The following is a 20,114-nucleotide window of genomic DNA, read 5'->3' on the forward strand; positions in this document are numbered from 1 at the left end:
ATCTGTTCACGGAGAGTTAAGATTATTTTGATAATTTGACAATATTGCAAGTTTACCTTCGTCCATTGATTATGCCACCAACGATCTCCTGTATGCGCGGAATACTTATACTGCTTTTGCTGGCAGGCCTTTCAGCCCGGTCCCAGCCAAAAGATTGCAACACTTCCAATGCACATTCCCACAATGATTATGAACAACCCATTCCATTTTTTGATGCAGTGAGCCGGCAATTCGGGAGCATCGAAGCGGATGTATTCTACCAGGCAGAACCGGAGGAGTTATGGGTGGCGCATACGAAGGAAGAATTGAAAACGAAGAAGCGGTCGCTCGACAGCCTTTACCTGATCCCTCTGGTCAAACAGATCCGCCAGAATAATGGTTTTATCTGGACTGACCGCACACGCAGGCTGCAACTGATGATCGATCTGAAAACTGCCGCTGCGCCAACGCTCGGTCTGCTGATCAAAAAACTGGAAAAATATCCGGAGCTCATCAACTGTCCGGTTTTGCGAATCGTGATTTCCGGTAACAGGCCTGATCCTTCCCTTTATCGTTCCTTCCCATCCTTTATTTGGTTCGATGGAAATATCGGAACTCAATACAGCGCAGCAGCATTGAGCAGGATCGCCATGCTGAGCGCGCCTTTACAGCAATTCACTTCCTGGAATGGAAAAGGCCGGATCCCTGAAAAGGAGTTGCAGCCATTGGTGCAGGCTATAGCCGATGCACATGCTTTGCAAAAACCTGTGAGGTTCTGGGGATCACCGGACAATATCAATACATGGTATACGATGATTCGATTGAAAGTGGATTTCATCAATACAGATCGCATCCAGCCTTTGGCAGATTTTCTCAATAAATTACCCCAAAGGATTTCGCTGAACAACCGGCCTCATGAAGTGTACAGGCCCAACTTCAAAACTGATGGCGTTAACAAACCTGTGAAGAATATCATCCTGCTGATCGGCGATGGCATGGGGGTACCACAGATCTATGCAGGTTACACTGCCAATCACGGACAATTGAGTTTGTTCAATATGCGTAATACGGGATTGTCGAAAACCAGTTCGCATGATCATTACATCACAGATTCCGCACCCGGCTCCACTGCATTTTCCAGCGGGGAAAAAACAAATAACCGTTTTGTTGGTGTGGATCATACAGGCGCAAAACTGGCCGTGATACCTGAACTGATCTATCCCAAAATGCTGAGTGGTATTGTTACTTCAGGAGATATTACCGATGCCACTCCGGCGGATTTCTATGCGCATCGAATGGCGAGAGACAGCGCTGTGGCCATTTTCGAAGACCTGGCTGCGTCGCCTGTTCAGCTGGTGATGGGGGCCGGTAACAGGAATTTCAACCAGGAGCTCCATCAATCTATACAGCAGCGCGGATTCTCCATAACTGGAGATCTGGATAGCGTTCCAGCTGCAACAAAACAAAAATGGATAGTGATGGATACGCTGGCTGGCAAACCTGCAGCCGGTGGGCGTGGCGAATGGCTGAGCAAGGCATTCAGTAAATCACTTCACATCCTCTCGTCCTCCGGTAAAGGATTTTTCCTGATGACGGAAGGAGCACAGATCGATCATGGCGGTCATGATAATAGCCTGCATTGGTTGGTTACGGAGATGCTCGACTTCGACAAGGTGGTGGGCAAAGCCCTGGAGTTCGCAGATAAGAACGGCGAAACGCTGGTGATCGTAACAGCAGATCATGAAACAGGCGGGCTCACTTTATTGGAAGGGGATTATGGAACAGGTTCGGTTAGTGGACAATTTTCCACAGATGATCATACAGCTTTACCGGTACCTGTATTTGCCTATGGCCCTCAGTCCCATTTATTCAGAGGTGTTTACGAGAATACTGAAATATTTCACCGGATCATGGAAGTGCTGGGATTGAAAAAGAAATAATCAGTCATCCCGATTCTAATAAGATTCTAATGTTGCCCGCATCGGCATGGGTTTACCTTTAAACCCAGCAGTGATCATCTAAATTGCCGGAATGCAGGAAATCAAGATCAGCAACAAACAGGAATATCTCGATAAGAAATACCCCTTTTCATCCATCCCTTCACTAGCGGATAAACGCTATTGTATGCAATGTAAAAGCGAGATCGTTGTGGGCGAGTATAAAGTGTTTAAAGATGAACAAGGGAAAGAGATCATTAGTTGTCCCAATGCTCCTGCCTGCAGCGGAACGGTGATGGACTGGTACAAACTTCACTAGTTTTATTCTTCTATCAATAAAAAAGAAGCCGCCGTGCTAAACGGCGGCCTTCGACCGAAAGAAACCATCCATGGATAGTTAGTTGATCATTCCCTGATCATCTTTATTTGAGGGGAGCTGATTGTTCTTTTTTTCTGCTGACTTCATATCACGGATATTTTTCTGCACGGCAATGGCGCCGAACAGTCCCAGCGTATAGGCCATACCGTAAAACCCTTTCTCACTTCGTGCCAGGTCTGCATTCCATAGCCCGATTATCAGCAGCAGAATAGAGAGTATGGTAGAGAACCATGATAATCCGTAATAAATATTGGTAACAGGAATTCCTTCGAGCTGGTCGCGTACAGCTTTTTGTACGGAAATGGCGGAGAAAAGACCGAACATCAATACGGTGAAATAGTATCCTTTCTCATTCAACTGCATATCGGCATTCCACAGTCCGATATTGAAAGCAGTAACACCGGTTAAAAGCGCCACCCATGAAGCGGCAATGAAAGCGCCTGAAGGCATTAGCGTTTTTGGTTCCATTTTGTTGTTTTAAGTGGAAACAAAACTATACTGCGGCCTTCATTCAGGTTTTGACCATTGTCAAAAATGAAAATCGTAAATGTTAAAGCCGGCTTCTTACCCGGCTCAGGGTTTCCTGCGAGATGCCCAGGAAGGAGGCGATATAGCCCAATGGCACCCGTTCTATGATCTCCGGAGTTTCTGTCAACAATTTCTCATACCGTTCTGCGGCTGTGCGGAACTGTGAGTTCACGAACCGGCCTTCCAGACGGATATAATATTTCTCGTAAGCAATGCGCAATAGCCGTTCAGCTTCCCGGTGCTGATCCACCAGTTTATTGAGTGCATCTTTGGAAATGCTCCAGAGGATGGAGCCCTCCATCAGTTGTATATTTTCCACGGCGGGATCCTGGGTAATGAAACTATGGAAAGATGTAACGAAGTCGTTCTCGAAACCAAACCAGTGAGTGATCTCCTTGCCATCAAGGTTGTAGAAACCACGCAGACATCCTTGCTCCAGGAAATACAGGTGACGGCAGATCTTTCCTTCTTCGATCAGGAATTCGTTTTTGGGCAGCACTACCCTGGTGAACTGCGATTCAAGATGCTGCTGCATTTCTTCACTCACATAGTGGAGTTGCTGAAGTCTTTTGATAAGTTGCTGCATGGGGCAGGGGATAAAGGTGAACAGCAAATTTACTATTCATTTTGTCACCAACGCCATATAGAGACAGGCGTCGAAAAAGTAAAAGGGCCAACCTTTTGGGTCAGCCCTTTTATTGCTGCTTATTTCCAAAGACTCTTCGGCGCTTTACCGGCCTTCAGCTGGGCCGTGTTAGCTTCAAAAAGTTCAGTTTTCACGGAAGGTAATTTTACCAGTTCCTGTTCATAGATCTTCACTGCTTCGTTCTGTTTTCCATTTTTGAACAATAGTCCGGCATATACGCCTTCGGTGGAGAAGTGAGAGAAAATATCCCTGGCTTTCTTTGCCCAGGCCAGTCCGCGTTGAAGCATCGCTTTGTCTGCAGGGTTCATATAAACGGTCTCTGCAGCATCTCGCAGAAAATATGCCCAGTTAACAGCATCTCCCAAACGCATGATATCTTTCATCATGTCCCAGTTGGCAACCTTTGTGGAATCCTCCTTCCCGGAAAGATAGGGCTCCATGTATTTGTCGAATTTGGGTTTGTTCTCTGCGATCATTTGATAGGGATCTCTTTTGAAAAGACCATTCTCTACATAATTTGTAACTGCCGCATTGAATTTTTTCGCATCATAATTCTTCGAATAGTAATCCAGTTTCACTTTCCGGTAGATGACTTCTTTATCAGGACTCTTAAGCAGGGTAGCCATCTGCTTCATACAGGTTTCCGCCTTGTTCAGTTCCTGTTCTTTTTTATTGGGTACGATATTTTTCAAAATGTAATTGTTCACCCCGAACTGCATTATGTAGAGTGAAGGAGCCCTGGCAGCGCCGATGCTATCGATGGCAGCGTGGTGCTGAATTACATATTTATACAAAAATCCATCAGGAATATACTGTACAGAAATATAGGAGGCGAGAAGTTTTGTCCATGTTTCTTTTTCCTGAAGATCTGTTGCATTCAGTTTAGGGAACAATTCTTCAATCAGTTCTTCACAGGGCAGTTCCGTTGCCTGTCTTTTTTTGAGGTAACCGAGCAGGAAATCCTTGCTGCGGTTGCCGGCCCTGTATTCATCCATCCATCTGGCAAGGGGCTTCGGGTCATTCTTTTCAGCGATGGCAATATTGGCTTCTTTGAGAAATGCTTCTGCAGGCATATAACCGGTAGTGCGATAGATCAGTTCCCCGTCACTGTTGATGAAAAGATAAGTAGGGTATGCTTTAGCGTTATATCTATTGGAGAGCTCAATCCCTTCTCCTTTCTCAGCATCAATTTTGTAATTGATGAAATTGGCGTTGAATACATTGCCCACCTGTTGTTGCGGGAATACTTCGGCAGCCATTTTCTTACACGGGCCGCACCAGGAAGTGTACACATCGATGAAAATGGCTTTCTTTTCTTTTTTCGCCAGTTCCTGGATCTCTTTCCAGTTTCCTGTGCTGAAATGGATACCGGCTGCAGTGTTTGCCTGGGCTTTGTATTCTTCCAGCAATTTCCTGGAAGGTTCTATCATTTCCGGTTTTATGTCCAGGAATTGATTGTTCTCCATCGAGCGGATGGCTGCTTCCTGCAATTCGATGGCTTTCTTTGCATCTCCGTTTCTGAACCAGGCTTTTGCCAGCAGACCCAGTGCTGACCTGTCTGTGGTTTCACTACGTGCAGCTACCTGTTCCGCCATTTTCAGGGCAAGGGGGTAATTCACTGCGCTGCCGCTGTCGAGTGCGAAGGAGGCCATGGTCATCAGCGTTAGTGGCGCATTGTGGTATTTCTTCAGGTATTGTTCACCCAGCTGGCCGGCCAGTTCAGGATTCTTCCTGGAGTAGATCTCGAACCGCAAACCATCATAGAAATCCGCCAGGTTGGGCCTGATGGATTGCAGTGTGTCCATATACGGTAGCATCTTCAGGTATTCTTTATCGTCCCATAATTTCCTGAAGGGTTTGAAAACTGCTCGATATTTTTCACCTATGTTTTTTGAATCCTCAGCCAGTTGTTTTTGAGCCGCAGCATCAAATTTGTTGTTCACTATCAATTCCAGGGGTTCTTCCACTGCTGCCGGATGGCCGATCCATGCAATTTTCTGATCGCGGCCGATGATATAGGCTTTCGGGATGCCTTCGAATCCTGTGGGTTTGATCCAGGTGCTCCACATGGTAGTGTCACGGGTGTCGATGCCCACTGCATAGTCCATCCCATCGCCCAGCCGCTCCACAAAATGTCCGGCTTTGGCGATATAGTCTGCATTCTTATTTTTCGAGTATGCCAGTTCGTTAGTGTTGATGCTGAATACTGTGGCTTTACCCTTGTATTTGTTGGCTACTTCACTGAAGTGGGGCATGGCACCACGGCAGGGGCCGCACCAGGTGGCCCAGAATTCCACCACATAAACTTTTCCTTTCTCGAATGATTTCACTTCTTCCCCTTTTATCCATTTTGCCGTAACAATAGGCGGCGCGGCCATTCCGGGCTTCAGGGCTGCATCGGGAGTGAAATCCTGAGCTATCGTTGCGTTCACTGCCAGCACTAAACAGGTGGCAGTGAATATTGGTCGGATGATTGTTGTTCGAAACATTTTTAATCTTATTGTAGGTTCAAAATCACAAATGGAATTATGGAATGATCTCTGCCAGTTTCTTTGCAAGGTTTTCTCCACGCAGGTTTTGCGCAATGATCTTCCCCTGCGGGTCCAGGAGGAAGTTCTGGGGGATGGCGATAATACCATACTCTTTAGCTGCCACGTTGTCGAACCCTTTCAGGTCGCTCACATGTGTCCAGGGCATGCCATCTTCCCTGATGGCTTTCAGCCAGGCATCTTTTTTCTGGTCGAGCGAAATGGCCAATACATCAAAATTCTTATCCTTGAACTGATTGTAGGCTTTGAGTACATGAGGGTTTTCTGCTCTGCAGGGACCACACCAGCTGGCCCAGAAATCCACCAGTACATATTTCCCTTTGAAACTTTCGAGACTTACGGGTCTGCCCTCTGTATCGTTCATCACAAAATTTTTGAAGGGCTGTCCGGGTTGCAGTCTTTTGGCAATCACAAGTCTGTCAGCCATCTTCCGGCCATCGTCAGAATTTTTCAATTCATCGGTCATTGCATTGTATAAAGGTTCAAATTGTGGTACATCGATGATCACGGCCCTGACTTTCATCATACCGAGTGTAACCCATGAGTCAGGATTGTTTTTGATGAATTCGGTTTCTGTGGCAGTCATGTCTTTTCGGATGGCAACCAGAAAGGGGAAGATGGAATCCCTTGCTGCATCATTCTTCTCGTTGAAATACTGTCGCATCTTTTCACTCAATGGAGCCATCTTATCATTCAATGGCTTCATGATGGCATTGAACCTGTTAAAATCAGCCTGGGCCTTACCGCCTCCTTTCACAATTGCTGATTTGACTTGTTTATCTCCACTGATGTCAAGCTTTCCTTTTTCCAGGTAAATCTGCAGGAAATCTCGTGTGAACATGTCTGTGTTGCCATCAGATTGTTTCAGGGTAATGGTAGCTTCGGACGGATTCAGTATGGTTCCGCTGAAAGTGAATTTCCCTTTCTCAACCACTACGGAATCTGTTTGCATTTGATCTCCCTTGTTGTAAGTAAGGAAGGCTTTGGCAGGATAGGCGATATTACTGATTTTGGCGCTTACCTTGAATTTTTGCTGAGCGTTCAGGGCTGACAGGGAGAACGTTGCAGCACATACGAGCATGATGTTTTTCATGTGCGAAATTTTGTCCGGCCACCTGGGCTATCAGGTGACCGGATGAATGAATAAAAAAAGGATGATAAAGCGGCGGTGTGTTTATACTATGGGTTGTTTTCCATTTTCGGGTTCAGGTCTATTACCTTCTGTGCAAATCGAAGGGTAAGCCTTTCTGGTCTCAGGGTGTATGTAGCGGATACTGCTCCCTGTGCATTATACACTGTATGTGTGGTGCCGATCGTATTGCTGAAATCAGGATCAACAGACAAACGGCGCATATCGAACCAGCGGTAGCCCTGCAGCGCAAATTCACGGATGCGTTCATCGAGGATGAATTTGATCAGGGCATTCTTATCACTGGCTATTGCAGGAGGGACAGCCACATTGGTGGGCATCCTTTTACTCCTGAGAAATTCAACATCAGCTTTTGCGCCGGCAAGATCATTTTCCCGTGCTTTCGCTTCGGCTCTTAGCAGGTAAAGGTCTGGTACCGTAAAACCGATTTGCTTGTTGAGTGGTCCCGTTCTTCTTAAAAGTTTGGGAGGAAATGCGCCTCCCGGATAGGCAGTTGCGCTGAAACAATTCAGGCGGAGATCTCCCGGGGCATAGAGATCATATGTTTCCGGACTGGTCAGAACTTCATTACTGATGAACGCCCATGTGGTGCCATTCTGCTTGGCAAGGATATTTTCCTCATGGGAGGGGGATAATGGGAAATTGGGGCCCAAGAAACCGATGGGAAGGAAACTGCCACCGGGGGCAAAGGTTACATTGTAATCGTACAATCCAACATTGATGGCGGCATTGTTCATATAGGTGAAAGCATTATCGAAATGTGGCAGGGCCTCATCAAAACGCCTCATGAACAACAACACTTTTCCCAGTATGCCTTCGCCTGCGGATCTGGAAACCCTGATGCGGTGGGTGATCTGTGCAGGAAGGTCGGCAAGGGCTGAATTCAGGTCGCTAAGAATAAAATCATACACTTCCTGAACTGAGGCCCTGGTGAAATTATTCTCGGTCACATCTGCTTTCTCGATAATGGGAAACCCGGGGTCTGTTGCTGCTGTTGCGGGGTTATAAGGTTTCCCGAAATAGTTGATCAGTAAAAAGTAAGTCCAGGCCCTTCCGGTCTTTGCCTGGGCAAGCACCATCTTTTTTTGTGCTTCGGTGCCGCCTGTTGATTGCATCACTTCGTTGATCACTTTATTGAAGAGATAGATATTCTTCATGGTCACCCTCATTTCAAAATTGTCTTCTCCCCGCTGATAGATCACGTCTTCCCATTTGAACAATCTTTGCATGCGCAGCGTTGATCCGGAGAAATAGGGTTCCAGGGAAGCCACATCATCTCCCAGGGCAAGCTGGGCATCAGAATCCATATTCAGAACAGCAAGTGAAATGAGTGATGTTTCATAGTCATTGGTGGATTGTGCAATGAGTTTCCCTTTCGGGCTTACTTCCAGGAAATCTTTTTTGCAGGAACTTGCTGATGTGAGCATCATGGCAATTCCGAAGCTATATAGTATTGAATGTTTGATCTTTTTCATGAACACAGAATTGAATGATTATTGAAAGTTCACATGCATTCCGAAGGTGATAGTTCCCTGACCTGAACGGTAAGGGGTAGTATTGATAGACGGATCGGTTGTGTAGGGCGTTGAAGGGATCCTGTTTCCGGTGACGGCATCATGGAATTCAGGATCGATTCCAAATTTGTTGGCCTTCCACAGCATGACATTGGAAACCTGTACATAGAAATTGATACTTTCAGTAAGCAGTTTACCGGCAATATGGGATGGAAGCCGGTAAGCAAGTGTAATGTCTCTCAGTTTGATATAGGATGCGCTTACCACATTAATATCGGCACTATGATAATATGCTATATCCCTTCTCGAAATACTTCCGGCAAAATTTGGATCGTAAGCCGGCACATTGGTGAATGCTTCATCTCCTGGTTTTTTCCACCTGTTGAGGAAATCCGGATGTAACTGTGAATAGAAGCCGCCGTTGGAACTCTTGCTGAGTACATTGCTGTGACTGATGATCCTGCCTGCGTAAGAACCACCAGGAACATCTCTTCTCATTACATGTCCGAGATTGAAAACTGCATTGGCTGTAAGCGTGAAATTATCATAACGGAAAGTATTGGAGAAGCCTCCATTCCAAACGGGCTGGGTAGTTCCCATGAAAACAACGTCTTCAGGATTGGCAACATTGGGTGCTTTGGTAACGGTCTTGTCGTTCAGCATGATCAGCGGATCACCCATATTATCGAGACCGGCATTCCTGTAGGCAAAGAGAGCGAATGCGGGATAGCCGGTAACATATTGCGCACCTACCAGCTGGTCTCCCGTACTAAGGGCTTCAGGAGTATTCATTTTGGTGATGGTATTCTTATTGTAGCCCAGTACAAGGGTGGAATTCCAGCTGAAATGACGGCCTTCTACATTCACTGTGTTCAGTGCAATTTCGATACCCTTGTTCTCCATATCTCCAAAGTTCCCGGTAATGGCCTCATAGCCGGTGAATGGATTCACAGTCATATTGCCAAGCAGATCATTTGTTTTCTTACGGTATACATCAACCGAACCATTGATCCGGCTGTTCAGGATAGAAAAGTCTGCGCCAAAGTTGAGCGTATTGGTGCTTTCCCAGGTAAGTTTGGGGTTGGCGGCAGTTGCAATGATCAGTCCGACATTGTTCGGCAGGAAGCCGCTTGGCTGCGGCGTCATGATATCCCTGGAAGCCGCGGTGCCGGCGGCTGGTGAGTTACCGGTGATGCCCAGTGTTGCGCGGAGTGCGAGCCTGTTGAGCCAGAAGATATTTTTCATGAAGAGTTCATCGCTCATCATCCATTTGGCTCCGGCGCTCCATACAGCTCTGTTCTGGGCAGATTTGTCGAGCCCGAAAAGATTGCTCTTGTCGGCTCTCAGGCTACCGTTGATGGTGTAGCGGCGGTTGAAAGTGTAAGCTGCATTACCATAATAAGAAGTGTAGCGGCTTTCGAATTCAGTTTGTGTAAAGGGTGTGTTCATCAATACGCTGGTAACAAGGTTATTGGGCATTACAGTGCCAAAGAGGCCGCCACCGCCCAGTCTTGCATAGTCCACTGGTCCGAATGTCTGCAATGCTTCATTGTATCCTCTGACCAGGCTGCCATTATTGACAATGAGTTGGTTTTGCGCTTCCTGGCCGGCCAGCATGGTGAGTTGATGCAGGCGATTATTCCAGCTCATATCGTAGATCAGTTGATTCCTGATGGTCCAGTTGCGCTGGTTGGTATTTCTTACTTCGAACCGGCCACCGGTTTGGGGCAGATGATAAACAGGAGTGGAGGCTGTGGTAGGGGCCACTGTGAACGATACCAGTTCGGTTCTAACCGGATAACTGGTGGCATCATCATAAGAAGTGATCTTTTGATTTCCCTTGATATAACCATACACGCCTTCGAACCGGAATCCTTTAGGCAGTGTTACTTTCACGCCTGCAGTAACGCGATTGAGCATGTTATCGCTTTTCGTGTAACCGTAATTGAATTCATCCAGTGGGTTGTAATCAAGGTTTATACGGCTCCTGGCCTGGTAATCCAGTCTGGTGGAGTCAGACAGGATACCCATATACGGCATGCTGAGATTATTTCCCTGTTCATCTTTGAACAGCTGGTAGGGATAAAATCTGTTGTCGATGGAGATATTCCGTTTGATGGAGCTGATGGTATTGGTAAGGTCACTCACAAGATATGCCTGCAGCCATTTATTGATATTGAAATCCTGGCGGAGGTTGATCTTGTAGGTATTGTTCTTATCGCCGGGGCGTGGTGAAGTATTATTGGTCCAGGCCATCGAGCCATATACGGAATATACTTTTCCTCCAGCAGTGAGGGAAAGGGTATGGTTTGTCAGGAACGCATTACGGTACCAGAGGTCTTCGATCTGCTGAAGGTTGTTGATGGAAGCGAGACTGTCCAGACTTTTATTGGCCTGGTCTGCTGTAATGATCCCGCGATATTTGTTGTACATGATCACTTCATGCGGTGGCAGTCCGGTTCCGCTGATGGAGCTAAATGCGGTGGCCTCGGCCCAGTTGTTGTAAAAGAAATAATCATCGTTCATGGTCTCCTTTACGGTTTGGATGAATTGTTTGCTGGATAATACGGGCGTATAGTCCAGGTCAGGCTTTCCCATCAGGTTGATGAACCCATCGTACTGCACTTTTATTTTTTCACCCTGATTTCCTTTTTTGGAGGTGATCACAATCACACCATTGGCGGCCCTGGAGCCCCAAATGGAAGCGGCAGTGGCATCTTTCAATACGGTAATATCTGCAACGTCCTGCGGATTGATGCTGCTGAGGTCATCAATGGGAATACCGTCCACTACATAGAGGGGATTCCTGCTGGTGCCGGTGTATTCGTTTGGTCCTGTCATAAGTCCGATAGTGGTAAGTCCCCGGATGGCGATCGGATTGCGGCTCTGGCTGGCATTGTTGATGGTGAGCCCCGGCACCAGTCCATCCAGGCGTTGCAGGATATTCATGCTGGTTGAGCGGTTCGCTACCACTTTCATATCGGGTTTTGCAAAAGAGCCGGCGCTTCTTTCCTTTGAGATGGTCTGATAACCGGTGTTCACCACGATGTTCACGATATTCAGTTCATTGATCTCTACCTGCAGTTGCACAACTCCGAGGTCACGGAGCGCTTTTATCTGCGTGGGTTTGTATCCGGTATAAGATATTCGGATCACGGCTTTCTCCTCCACGTTTGGCAGTACAAACACTCCCAGTGGATCGGTAACAGTGCCGCAGAGTTTTTCCTTATCGAGGAAAGCTTCTACGGATGCGCCCTGCAGCGCTTTGCCATCTGTATCGGTCACCCTTCCACGAACAACGATACGGTTATCGGGATTGAGGATAGACAACCTGATAGGACCTTCAATCTTCCTGCTCAACACGATCGTGTTTTCCACTTTCTTGAAAGTGATGGGCTGGTTTTTGAAACATTCCAGCAACACTTCTTCGATGGAAGCATCCTTAACGGAAAGGCTTGCCTTTCGGTTGGCAAGGTCCTGAGCATTGTAAAAGAAGAGCAGGCCACTCTGCTTTTTGATTTCCTGCAGGATCTTTTCCAGGGGTTGGTCCTGAACGGTGAGGGTGATCTTCTGGGCCATGGTATTGGCGCTGGCGTGCATCAACCCTGCAATCAAGAATAACGTTACCAACTTCATAACCAGCATTAGTTTTAGCAGCCGTTTCTTTATGGTCATAGAAGCGGCATTCGCAGTAATTTTCATTAAATTAGCGTCAGTTTGAGTTACTAAATGATATTACAGTCTGTTCTTTCCGCTGAAAGGCGGAACGATGGTGCTCAAACGAGGCCGGGGAGTGCTCGCTACACTTTCCGGCTTCATTTTTTGATGAATGAATTTCAGGTGAATTCTGCGTTCATTGGGAGGCGTTGGAATTTTGAGGTTAACAAAAAGAGGATTCGGTCTGCTGGTTACTGGCAGATGATGTTATGGGAGGGTAAAATGATTAACGGGCAGAAACGGTCAATCGTTGTTTGCCGCCAATTGCTTCCAGGCTGAATTTCACCGGATAGCTGCTCATGATCTCGAGGAACTGGCTGGCTTTTAGCTTTCTTGGAATATCTCCTGTAAAATCGAATTCGGGAATACTGCCTGCATATACCACTTCAACATCGTACCATCTTTCAAAATCATTCATCACGGTATTGAGAGATGCATTGGTATAACTGAACAATCCCCTTATCCAACTGGTAACATTGTCTGCATTGAATCCATTGGTGGTGATCTCCTGGTTGTTCAGGACGGCTTGTTTTCCGGGTTGCAGCACCACCTGCTGACGGGAATCCGTATTGATCACCCTCACACTTCCCTCCAACAGTGAAGTACTGATGGAGCCGGGCAGGTAGCTGTTGATATTGAATTCAGTGCCCAGTACTTCCACTTCCTGGTTGCCTGATTGCACTACAAATGGTTGCTCCTTGTTTTTCTTTATATCGAAATAGGCTTCGCCTGTAATACTTACCTTTCTTTCCTTACCGGTGAAGTTCACGGGGAAACTCAGGCTGGATGCAGCATTGAGCCAAACCATTGAGCCATCGGGCAGGCTTACCTGGTATTGTCCGCCTTTCGGCGTACTGATGGTATTGTAAATGGGCTCATCTGATTTTCCTGCTTCTCCGGTAACAGAATAAAACAATTGCCCATCGGCATTTTTCTGAATATTCACTCCGTTTTCCATGGCGAGTTTTCCCGCGGGAATATCGTCCAGGGCAATGCTCCTGCCGCCGGAAAGTATGAGTGTTGCCTTATTGCCGCCAGGTGGCAGATCTATTTTAGCTACCACGGGCGCGGCCTGCTCTGCAGGTTTATCTTCCCGGTTCATGAGAAAGAAAGTGGCCAGTCCCGCTGTTGCCACCAATACTGCGGCTGCGGCATACCAGCGAAACCTGTGGATCCGTGCTGGCCTGTCTGCCAGGTCCAGCCTGCGTTCCAATGCTTCACGGAATGTAATTGGCGGCGCTTCATGATCAGGATTGCCTGCATCCAGTTCAGTATAGAGCTGCCAGGCGGCTTCCAGTTCAGCTTTGCTGGCCTGCTTTACCCAGCTCACAAATTCTTCCTGCTCTTCAGAAGTGAAGGAGGCTGTTATGAATTTTTTGATAAAACCGGCTCTTGCAGATTGGTCCATATAACCAAGACACACGAGGAAACAGATCGGACCCCTGAGCAGAAAAAAAAACTACAACATTTTTATCAGCACCATCAGCAGACCGGCGGAGATGCCACCCTGGCGATGGATATAATCCCTGATAAAAGCGATGGCGGCATATAATTGCTTCTTCACCACATTCTTTGAAATGGAAAGCTTCGATGCGATTTCGTCCAGCGACAAATTCTCTTCCATGCGCAACAGAAAGATCTCTTTCCTTTTATCAGGCAGCTGCCCCAGGGCTTCCTGCAACAAACGTTTGTAGTCTTTGGAGTCAATAAGATCGGATATGGGATTTTCCGAACTGCTTTCCGTGACGCTGCGTATCCTGAGCACTTTCTGTTCAGTGTTCATCTTGCGCAGATGGTTCAGCAGCATATTCCTGGCAGTTCTGTACAGGTATGGTTTCAGATGCACGATCTCATTCAGTGCTGTCCTGTTTTCCCATATTTTCACAAATACATTCTGGAGGATCTCTTCCGTGGTTTCCTTGTTTTGAATGAAGAGGAAGATATGCCTGTACAATGGCTTGAAATAGTAACTGTACAATAAAGTGAATGCGTGCCTGTCGCCTCCGGAGCATCTTGCTTTTATGTATTGCTCATCCCAGTCTGCCTGCATTGTAATCACTTTGATTGATCAGCCAAGTATACATAAAAAATCATCTTCCCATTTAATTTTTTTTGTCATAGTTTGCAGGAACGAACCAAAACCCTGGCGCTGATTGCCTGACAAACTGCAATACAACCCACAGGAATTGTTGCTCCGTGTAGCAGCAGGAGATGAACAGGCATTCCACCAGTTGGTACTCCGCTATTCAGAAAAAGTCTTCTTTCATGCTTTCCATTTCTTAAAAACCTGGCATGCGGCCGAGGAAACCACCCAGGATATTTTCCTTCGTATCTGGCAGAAACGGGAAAAGCTCAGTTCGGTGGAGGACTGGGACAAATATCTTTTTATCGTCAGCAGGAATTTTCTCATCAACGGACTTCAGAAGAGAGCGCAATCGTTCGAGTCTACGGACACCTGGCATTCCCTGGCCGTTTCCAGCAATCCGGCAGACCAGTTCGAGAACAAGGAGCTGGGCGCATTGCTGGAAAAAGCCATTGAGCAATTGCCTGAACAGAAGCGCATGATCTTCCGGATGATTCACCAGCAGGGACTGAGCCAGGATGAAGTGGCGCAGTCCCTGGGTATTGCCACACGCACTGTTCGCTGGAACCTTGTGTCCGCAGTGAGTGGTATCCGGGATTTCCTGCACAGGCATGCTTCCGGCGATCTTTTTTTCATGCTGCTGTTTGTGGCCGATTCCGTACGCAGAAAAAATTTCCTGCAATAGAGTTGCCGCTTTTTTTCCGGTATCCTGTCTTTATACTTTGAGCACAGGAGCTGTTGCGTTTTCCATAATCACATTATTCTATTATGTCAGACAAGGAAGGTTTTGTTGCATTGTTGAACAAGTATGTGACTGGTAACATCACTGCGGAAGAGGAGAAGCTGTTCCTTTCCATGGTGCAGGAACATGCCAGTGATCCGGCGCTGGAAGAAGCGTTATGGGAAAGTTATCAGCAGAGTGCAGACCTGGAATTCTGGAGTGATGATTACCGGAAAGCCTTTGCCGGTAAGATCATGCAACGGATCCATCCAACGATAAAAGAAGAAAAAGGAACTGTTATTCCTATGCGCAGAAGATTTCCCCGCATTGCTGTGGCTGCCGCAGTATTGGTGCTGCTGGCAGCAGGTGCTTACCTCTGGCTACAGTTCCGGAATGTCAGCAGAGATCCTGTGGCGATGCACAATGACCTGCCGCCAGGGAAAGATGGAGCAGTACTGACGTTGAGCGATGGAAGGAAAATGGTGCTGGACAGTCTCCGCAATGGAATGGTGGCAAAGGAATCGAATGCGGAGATCATGCTCACTGATGGCAAACTGAGTTACACTTCTTCGGAGCAGCCAGCTGAAGAAATTGCTTACAATATCATGAGCACGCCCAAAGGAAGACAATTCCAATTGGTATTGCCCGATGGCTCGAAAGTATGGCTCAATGCAGCGAGCTCAATCCGCTATCCTGTAGTGTTCAGAGGGAAGCAAAGAATGGTGGAACTGGAAGGTGAAGCTTATTTTGAAATAGCGGCTGATGCAAAAATGCCTTTTAAAGTGAAGGTGAATGATGGCAATGAAGTGGAAGTGCTTGGAACCAGGTTCAATGTGAATGCTTATTATAATGAATCGAATATCTCTACCACCTTGCTTGAAGGCTCCGTCCGCGTGAATGCCGGCACACAATCGGTGATATTGAAGCCGCGTCAGCAGGCCCGCGCGGATCGTGAGGTACAACGATTGCTGCGCGATGATGCAGACATCAACAAAGTGCTTGCCTGGAAGAATGGCTACTTCGATTTCAACAACGAAGGCCTGCAGCTGATGATGCGCCAGCTGGAACGCTGGTATGATATCAATGTTCTGTACGAAGGAAAAATACCCGATATAGTTTTTCAGGGGAAAATGGACAGGAACGTTCAGTTATCTGATGTTGTCCGTTTCCTGACGATGTTTGGAATCAAGACCAGGTTGGAAGAAAGGACTCTGATTATTTCCGGATCATAAATGCAAGGCATGTAATACCTGGGATCTTCTGTAGAAGTAGTTGTTTATTAGTCAATATCATTTTGCACGGCATTGAATGCCGATGAATATGCGTTAACCGAAGCAGCATAAAAAAACCGTCACGTGTACGAGACGCGACGGTGAACAGTTCCGGTTGATTCGAGATAACAGTTACGTATTAGTCTAACAACCAAAACATGATGCAATTTATGCAAAAATCCCTTCATGGGTACCGGCCTGCCTGGAGGAGGCGCCGGTACCTGACCAAAACACTGATGGTGATGAAACTCACAATTGTACTACTGATCGCTTTTGTATTCCACGCCGGCGCCAAAGGGCTTGCGCAAAATGTAACTTACTCGGGAAACAATGTTCCGCTGGAAACAGTTTTTACGGAAGTGGAAAAACAGACAGGCTATTTTTTCCTCTACACAAAACAAACACTACTGAACACACAGCCGGTGAGCTTCTCCGTGAAGGAAATGCCATTGCCGGATTTCCTGAAGAAAATATTCGAACACCAACCCCTTACCTATACCATCGCCAGTAAGACCATCACCATCACTCCAACTCTGGAAGCGATTCCGGAAAAACTGCAGGTAACGGTGAAGATACCGGTGATCATTCCTCCGGTTACAATTTCAGGACGCATCGCTGATATGAATGGCGCTGCTTTGTCCGGCGCATCAGTTACTGTAAAAGGAACATCCAAAGGAGTATCTGCGGGTACTGATGGACGTTTCATTTTGTCCAATATTCCCGATGATGCATTGATCGTTGTTTCTGCTATCGGCTATCAGACCATTCATGTGCGTATCCTGAACAATTCATTGAACAGGGTGGGTGAGAATGGCAAGGCTGAAGTGATCGGAAACGGAGGATTGACTGATCAGCTCATCCTTCTGAAACGCGGTACCAGTCAGCTCGATGAAACAGTGGTGATCGCTTATGGCTCCACCACCAGGCGTATGGCTACGGGCAGTATCGGCACTATCAAAGGTGAGGATATCAGCAGAACACCGGTGGCCAATCTGCAGGAAGCCATGCAGGGAAGGATCCCTGGTGTGAATGTGATATTCAACAATGGAAAACCCAACTCCCCTGTCAAAATACAGATCAGGGGAAGGAATTCTCTGAACCCAAATTCGTACACCGATCCTTTGTATGTGCTGGACGGTATACCGCTGAATCCACTTTCTCACCAGGAAACAATGGGTTATCTCACGCCTGGCTATACATCCGGACCTATGCAGGCTGGCCTGAATTACAACGGTGGGGAGAACCTGCTTGCTTTCGTTAATCCCAAAGATGTTGAAAGTATAGATTTCCTGAAAGATGCAGATGCCACCGCCCTATACGGTGCGCGTGCTGCCAATGGTGTGATCCTGATCACCACCAAAAGAGGAAAACCCGGTCCCACCCGTGTGGATGTGGATGCCAATTTTGGTATTGTTACACCCACGCGCAAGATCAAACTGATGGGAACAGCAGATTACCTGGCAGTCCGGAGAGAAGCATTCAAAAATGACGGCATTACTCCCACACTGGACAATGCTATCGATCTTGTCAAATGGGACCCCAACAGACAGGTGGACTGGCAGGATTTCCTGTTGGGAACAGGAAAGAGTCAGACCTATAATCTAAATGTTTCAGGGGGAGTTGGTCATACCAATTACCGGTTCAGTGCCAACTACACTGAAACAGACCAGCTGCTGAATTTCTCCGGCAAATCGAAAGGTGGTGGACTGAGCGCTAATATCACTCACAGGAGCACTAATCAAAAATTACAGCTTGCTTTCAACTCCATCCTCGGATTAACTGATAATACAACCTATGGAGTTGGAACCGATGCGATCTTTTTACCTCCCAACGCCCCTGATGCGTTCACAAAAGAAGGGAATGCCAATTTTAGCGAATGGCGTACAACTTTTACAACTGTATACCCGTTCGCAGGACTATTCCTGAGCAATCCCAGTCAGACTGCTACTTTCACCTCCAATCTCAGCGCCAGTTATGAATTGTTACGTGGTCTTTCTGTAAGCATGTCCGGTGGTCATATCTTTTATGACAATGATAATTCCAGTTTCAGGCCATTGGCTTCCCAGGATCCTGCATTTACAAGAATTTCCATGGCCTACTTCGGCAAAACCACCGGCAAAACCATCAATATCAACGGAGGACTGCGATACAAAAGATATGTTGGAAAAGGAACAATGGACATCGGACTGACCGCTGAATATGTAAAACAAACCTCCAAGGCAGTTGCCTCTTACGGTTTGGGATACCCGAATGACAACATGATGAAGAATATCAATAATGCCATGATCCGTAACGTTGGGCTAAGCTTTGCGGAAGCAAGGAGTATTGGCTTGCTTGCCTCACTGAGATATGATTATGAGAACAAATATATCCTGAATGTAAACCTTCGGAGGGATGGCTCTTCAAAGTTTGCTCCCGGCAGGCAGTTCGGAAATTTTGGCTCTGTGAGTGGTTCCTGGATACTCTCTAATGAGAAATGGTTGGACAGGATATTACCAAAATGGGTAAGCTCCCTGAAAATGCTCACTACATATGGTACCACCGGTTCAAGTTCAACCGGAGATTACGAGTACCTGAGCAGATGGACTATTCTTGCAGGCAATGGTGAGCGATTCCCGGATTATGAAAACCTTCCCGCTATGAGGATCAACCAGCCGGTGAACCAGCAATACCAGTGGGAGTCAACCTCTCAGGTGAATTATGGAGCAGAGCTAGCCCTGCTGAAAGACGCGCTGGTCCTGAATGTGACCCATTACAGGAAACTTTCAGGAAATCAGTTGCTGGAAATCCCTACTCCGGAATATACAGGATTCATTTCGGCACTTGGGAACCTGGATGCGCTGGTACTAAATACTGGCTGGGAATTCAGTCTTTCAGGCAGGATTTCAGTTTCAAAAGACCTGTCCATTGGATTTTCGCTGAACATGGATATTCAAAGGAATAAATTAAAAGAGTATCCCAATCTTGAAGAATCTCCATATGCCCAAACTTATGTGGTGGGCAGGTCTATCAGTAATCAGTACCTGCTTCATTATACAGGCATAGATCCTTTCTCCGGGAATCCTACGTTTGAAGACAGGAGCAAAGATGGGTATATTGCTCAGTACGACAGGTATCCTTTGCTGGACTCCAGGTCTGACCTCTCTGTAGTGATTAATACCGATGACGCGAAATACCAGGGTGGCCTGCAACTGGTGGTAAACTGGAAAGATCTGCAATTCAGTACGGGAATGACTTTCAGAAATCAGATAGGCGCCATCCCCTACCTGAGCGGTGTTATGGGGGAAATGAAAAATTTCTATCTGCCGGATAGTGAAAAGAACAAGGTGTGGAGAAAACCTGGAGATATTGCCTCATATCCCCGCTTTACTACCAACCCGGTAAATGAGATCACAAGGTCAGACGGTTATTACGCCAATGCTTCCTATATCAAATTCAACCAATTGTCTGTATCCTACAGTTTCCCCTACCGCTGGCTCAATAAAGTTCATTTGAAGGATTGCAGGATCAAGTTTGCTGTGAACAATCTTGGTTATATCACTCCATACAAGGGGCTTGATCCGGAAACACAAATGTCTTTATATGCCGGCCCGGTTCAAAGACAGTTCTCAACAGGAATTGGTATTGGTCTTTAACATTC

At 46.8% G+C, this 20,114-nt stretch carries 13 protein-coding genes; 5 read left to right on the forward strand and 8 right to left on the reverse strand.

What is annotated here, in order from left to right:
- Nucleotides 1-92 precede the first annotated feature (92 nt).
- Complete coding sequence (locus FSB84_RS14395; RefSeq protein ID WP_158643899.1) at nucleotides 93-1,919, forward strand: alkaline phosphatase; 1,827 nt, start codon at nucleotides 93-95, stop codon at nucleotides 1,917-1,919.
- 91 nt (nucleotides 1,920-2,010) lie between these two features.
- Entirely contained in the window at nucleotides 2,011-2,235 is a 225-nt protein-coding gene (locus tag FSB84_RS14400; RefSeq protein ID WP_130538646.1) for a hypothetical protein, read from the forward strand.
- A 78-nt stretch (nucleotides 2,236-2,313) separates the two neighbouring features.
- Here FSB84_RS14400 and yiaA read toward each other — a convergent pair whose 3' ends face one another.
- The 8 genes from yiaA to FSB84_RS14440 all read right to left on the reverse strand — a co-directional run bounded on the left by yiaA (nucleotide 2,314) and on the right by FSB84_RS14440 (nucleotide 14,449).
- Nucleotides 2,314-2,763, reverse strand: coding sequence for an inner membrane protein YiaA (gene yiaA / locus FSB84_RS14405; protein ID WP_192909911.1), 450 nt, complete (start codon nucleotides 2,761-2,763; stop codon nucleotides 2,314-2,316).
- Between the two features lie 82 nt (nucleotides 2,764-2,845).
- Complete coding sequence (locus FSB84_RS14410) at nucleotides 2,846-3,409, reverse strand: Crp/Fnr family transcriptional regulator (RefSeq protein WP_207234154.1); 564 nt, start codon at nucleotides 3,407-3,409, stop codon at nucleotides 2,846-2,848.
- 119 nt (nucleotides 3,410-3,528) lie between these two features.
- The gene (locus tag FSB84_RS14415) at nucleotides 3,529-5,958 is read right to left on the reverse strand and encodes a thioredoxin domain-containing protein (protein ID WP_158643900.1); all 2,430 of its coding nucleotides are present in this window, start codon (nucleotides 5,956-5,958) and stop codon (nucleotides 3,529-3,531) included.
- Nucleotides 5,959-5,995: 37 nt separating this feature from the next.
- The gene (locus tag FSB84_RS14420) at nucleotides 5,996-7,111 is read right to left on the reverse strand and encodes a TlpA disulfide reductase family protein (protein ID WP_130538648.1); all 1,116 of its coding nucleotides are present in this window, start codon (nucleotides 7,109-7,111) and stop codon (nucleotides 5,996-5,998) included.
- 86 nt (nucleotides 7,112-7,197) lie between these two features.
- Entirely contained in the window at nucleotides 7,198-8,643 is a 1,446-nt protein-coding gene (locus tag FSB84_RS14425) for a RagB/SusD family nutrient uptake outer membrane protein (RefSeq protein ID WP_130538649.1), read from the reverse strand.
- A gap of 18 nt (nucleotides 8,644-8,661) precedes the next feature.
- Nucleotides 8,662-12,318: a SusC/RagA family TonB-linked outer membrane protein gene (locus FSB84_RS14430; RefSeq protein WP_158643901.1), complete on the reverse strand. Its 3,657-nt coding sequence runs from the start codon at nucleotides 12,316-12,318 to the stop codon at nucleotides 8,662-8,664.
- Nucleotides 12,319-12,625: 307 nt separating this feature from the next.
- Nucleotides 12,626-13,807, reverse strand: a complete 1,182-nt coding sequence (locus tag FSB84_RS14435) for a FecR family protein (RefSeq protein ID WP_130538651.1) — start codon at nucleotides 13,805-13,807, stop codon at nucleotides 12,626-12,628.
- Nucleotides 13,808-13,858: 51 nt separating this feature from the next.
- On the reverse strand, nucleotides 13,859-14,449 hold the full coding sequence (locus tag FSB84_RS14440; protein WP_130538652.1) for an RNA polymerase sigma factor: 591 nt from the start codon (nucleotides 14,447-14,449) through the stop codon (nucleotides 13,859-13,861).
- 103 nt (nucleotides 14,450-14,552) lie between these two features.
- On the opposite strand from FSB84_RS14440, the gene FSB84_RS14445 reads away from it, so the two are divergent.
- The 3 genes from FSB84_RS14445 to FSB84_RS14455 all read left to right on the forward strand — a co-directional run bounded on the left by FSB84_RS14445 (nucleotide 14,553) and on the right by FSB84_RS14455 (nucleotide 20,109).
- Complete coding sequence (locus FSB84_RS14445; protein WP_130538653.1) at nucleotides 14,553-15,167, forward strand: RNA polymerase sigma factor; 615 nt, start codon at nucleotides 14,553-14,555, stop codon at nucleotides 15,165-15,167.
- Between the two features lie 83 nt (nucleotides 15,168-15,250).
- Entirely contained in the window at nucleotides 15,251-16,435 is a 1,185-nt protein-coding gene (locus FSB84_RS14450) for a FecR family protein (protein ID WP_130538654.1), read from the forward strand.
- A 209-nt stretch (nucleotides 16,436-16,644) separates the two neighbouring features.
- The gene (locus FSB84_RS14455) at nucleotides 16,645-20,109 is read left to right on the forward strand and encodes a SusC/RagA family TonB-linked outer membrane protein (RefSeq protein ID WP_158643902.1); all 3,465 of its coding nucleotides are present in this window, start codon (nucleotides 16,645-16,647) and stop codon (nucleotides 20,107-20,109) included.
- The last annotated feature ends 5 nt before the right edge of the window (nucleotides 20,110-20,114 follow it).

Source organism: Pseudobacter ginsenosidimutans (assembly GCF_007970185.1).
In the GTDB taxonomy this organism is placed as follows: Bacteria; Bacteroidota; Bacteroidia; order Chitinophagales; family Chitinophagaceae; genus Pseudobacter; species Pseudobacter ginsenosidimutans.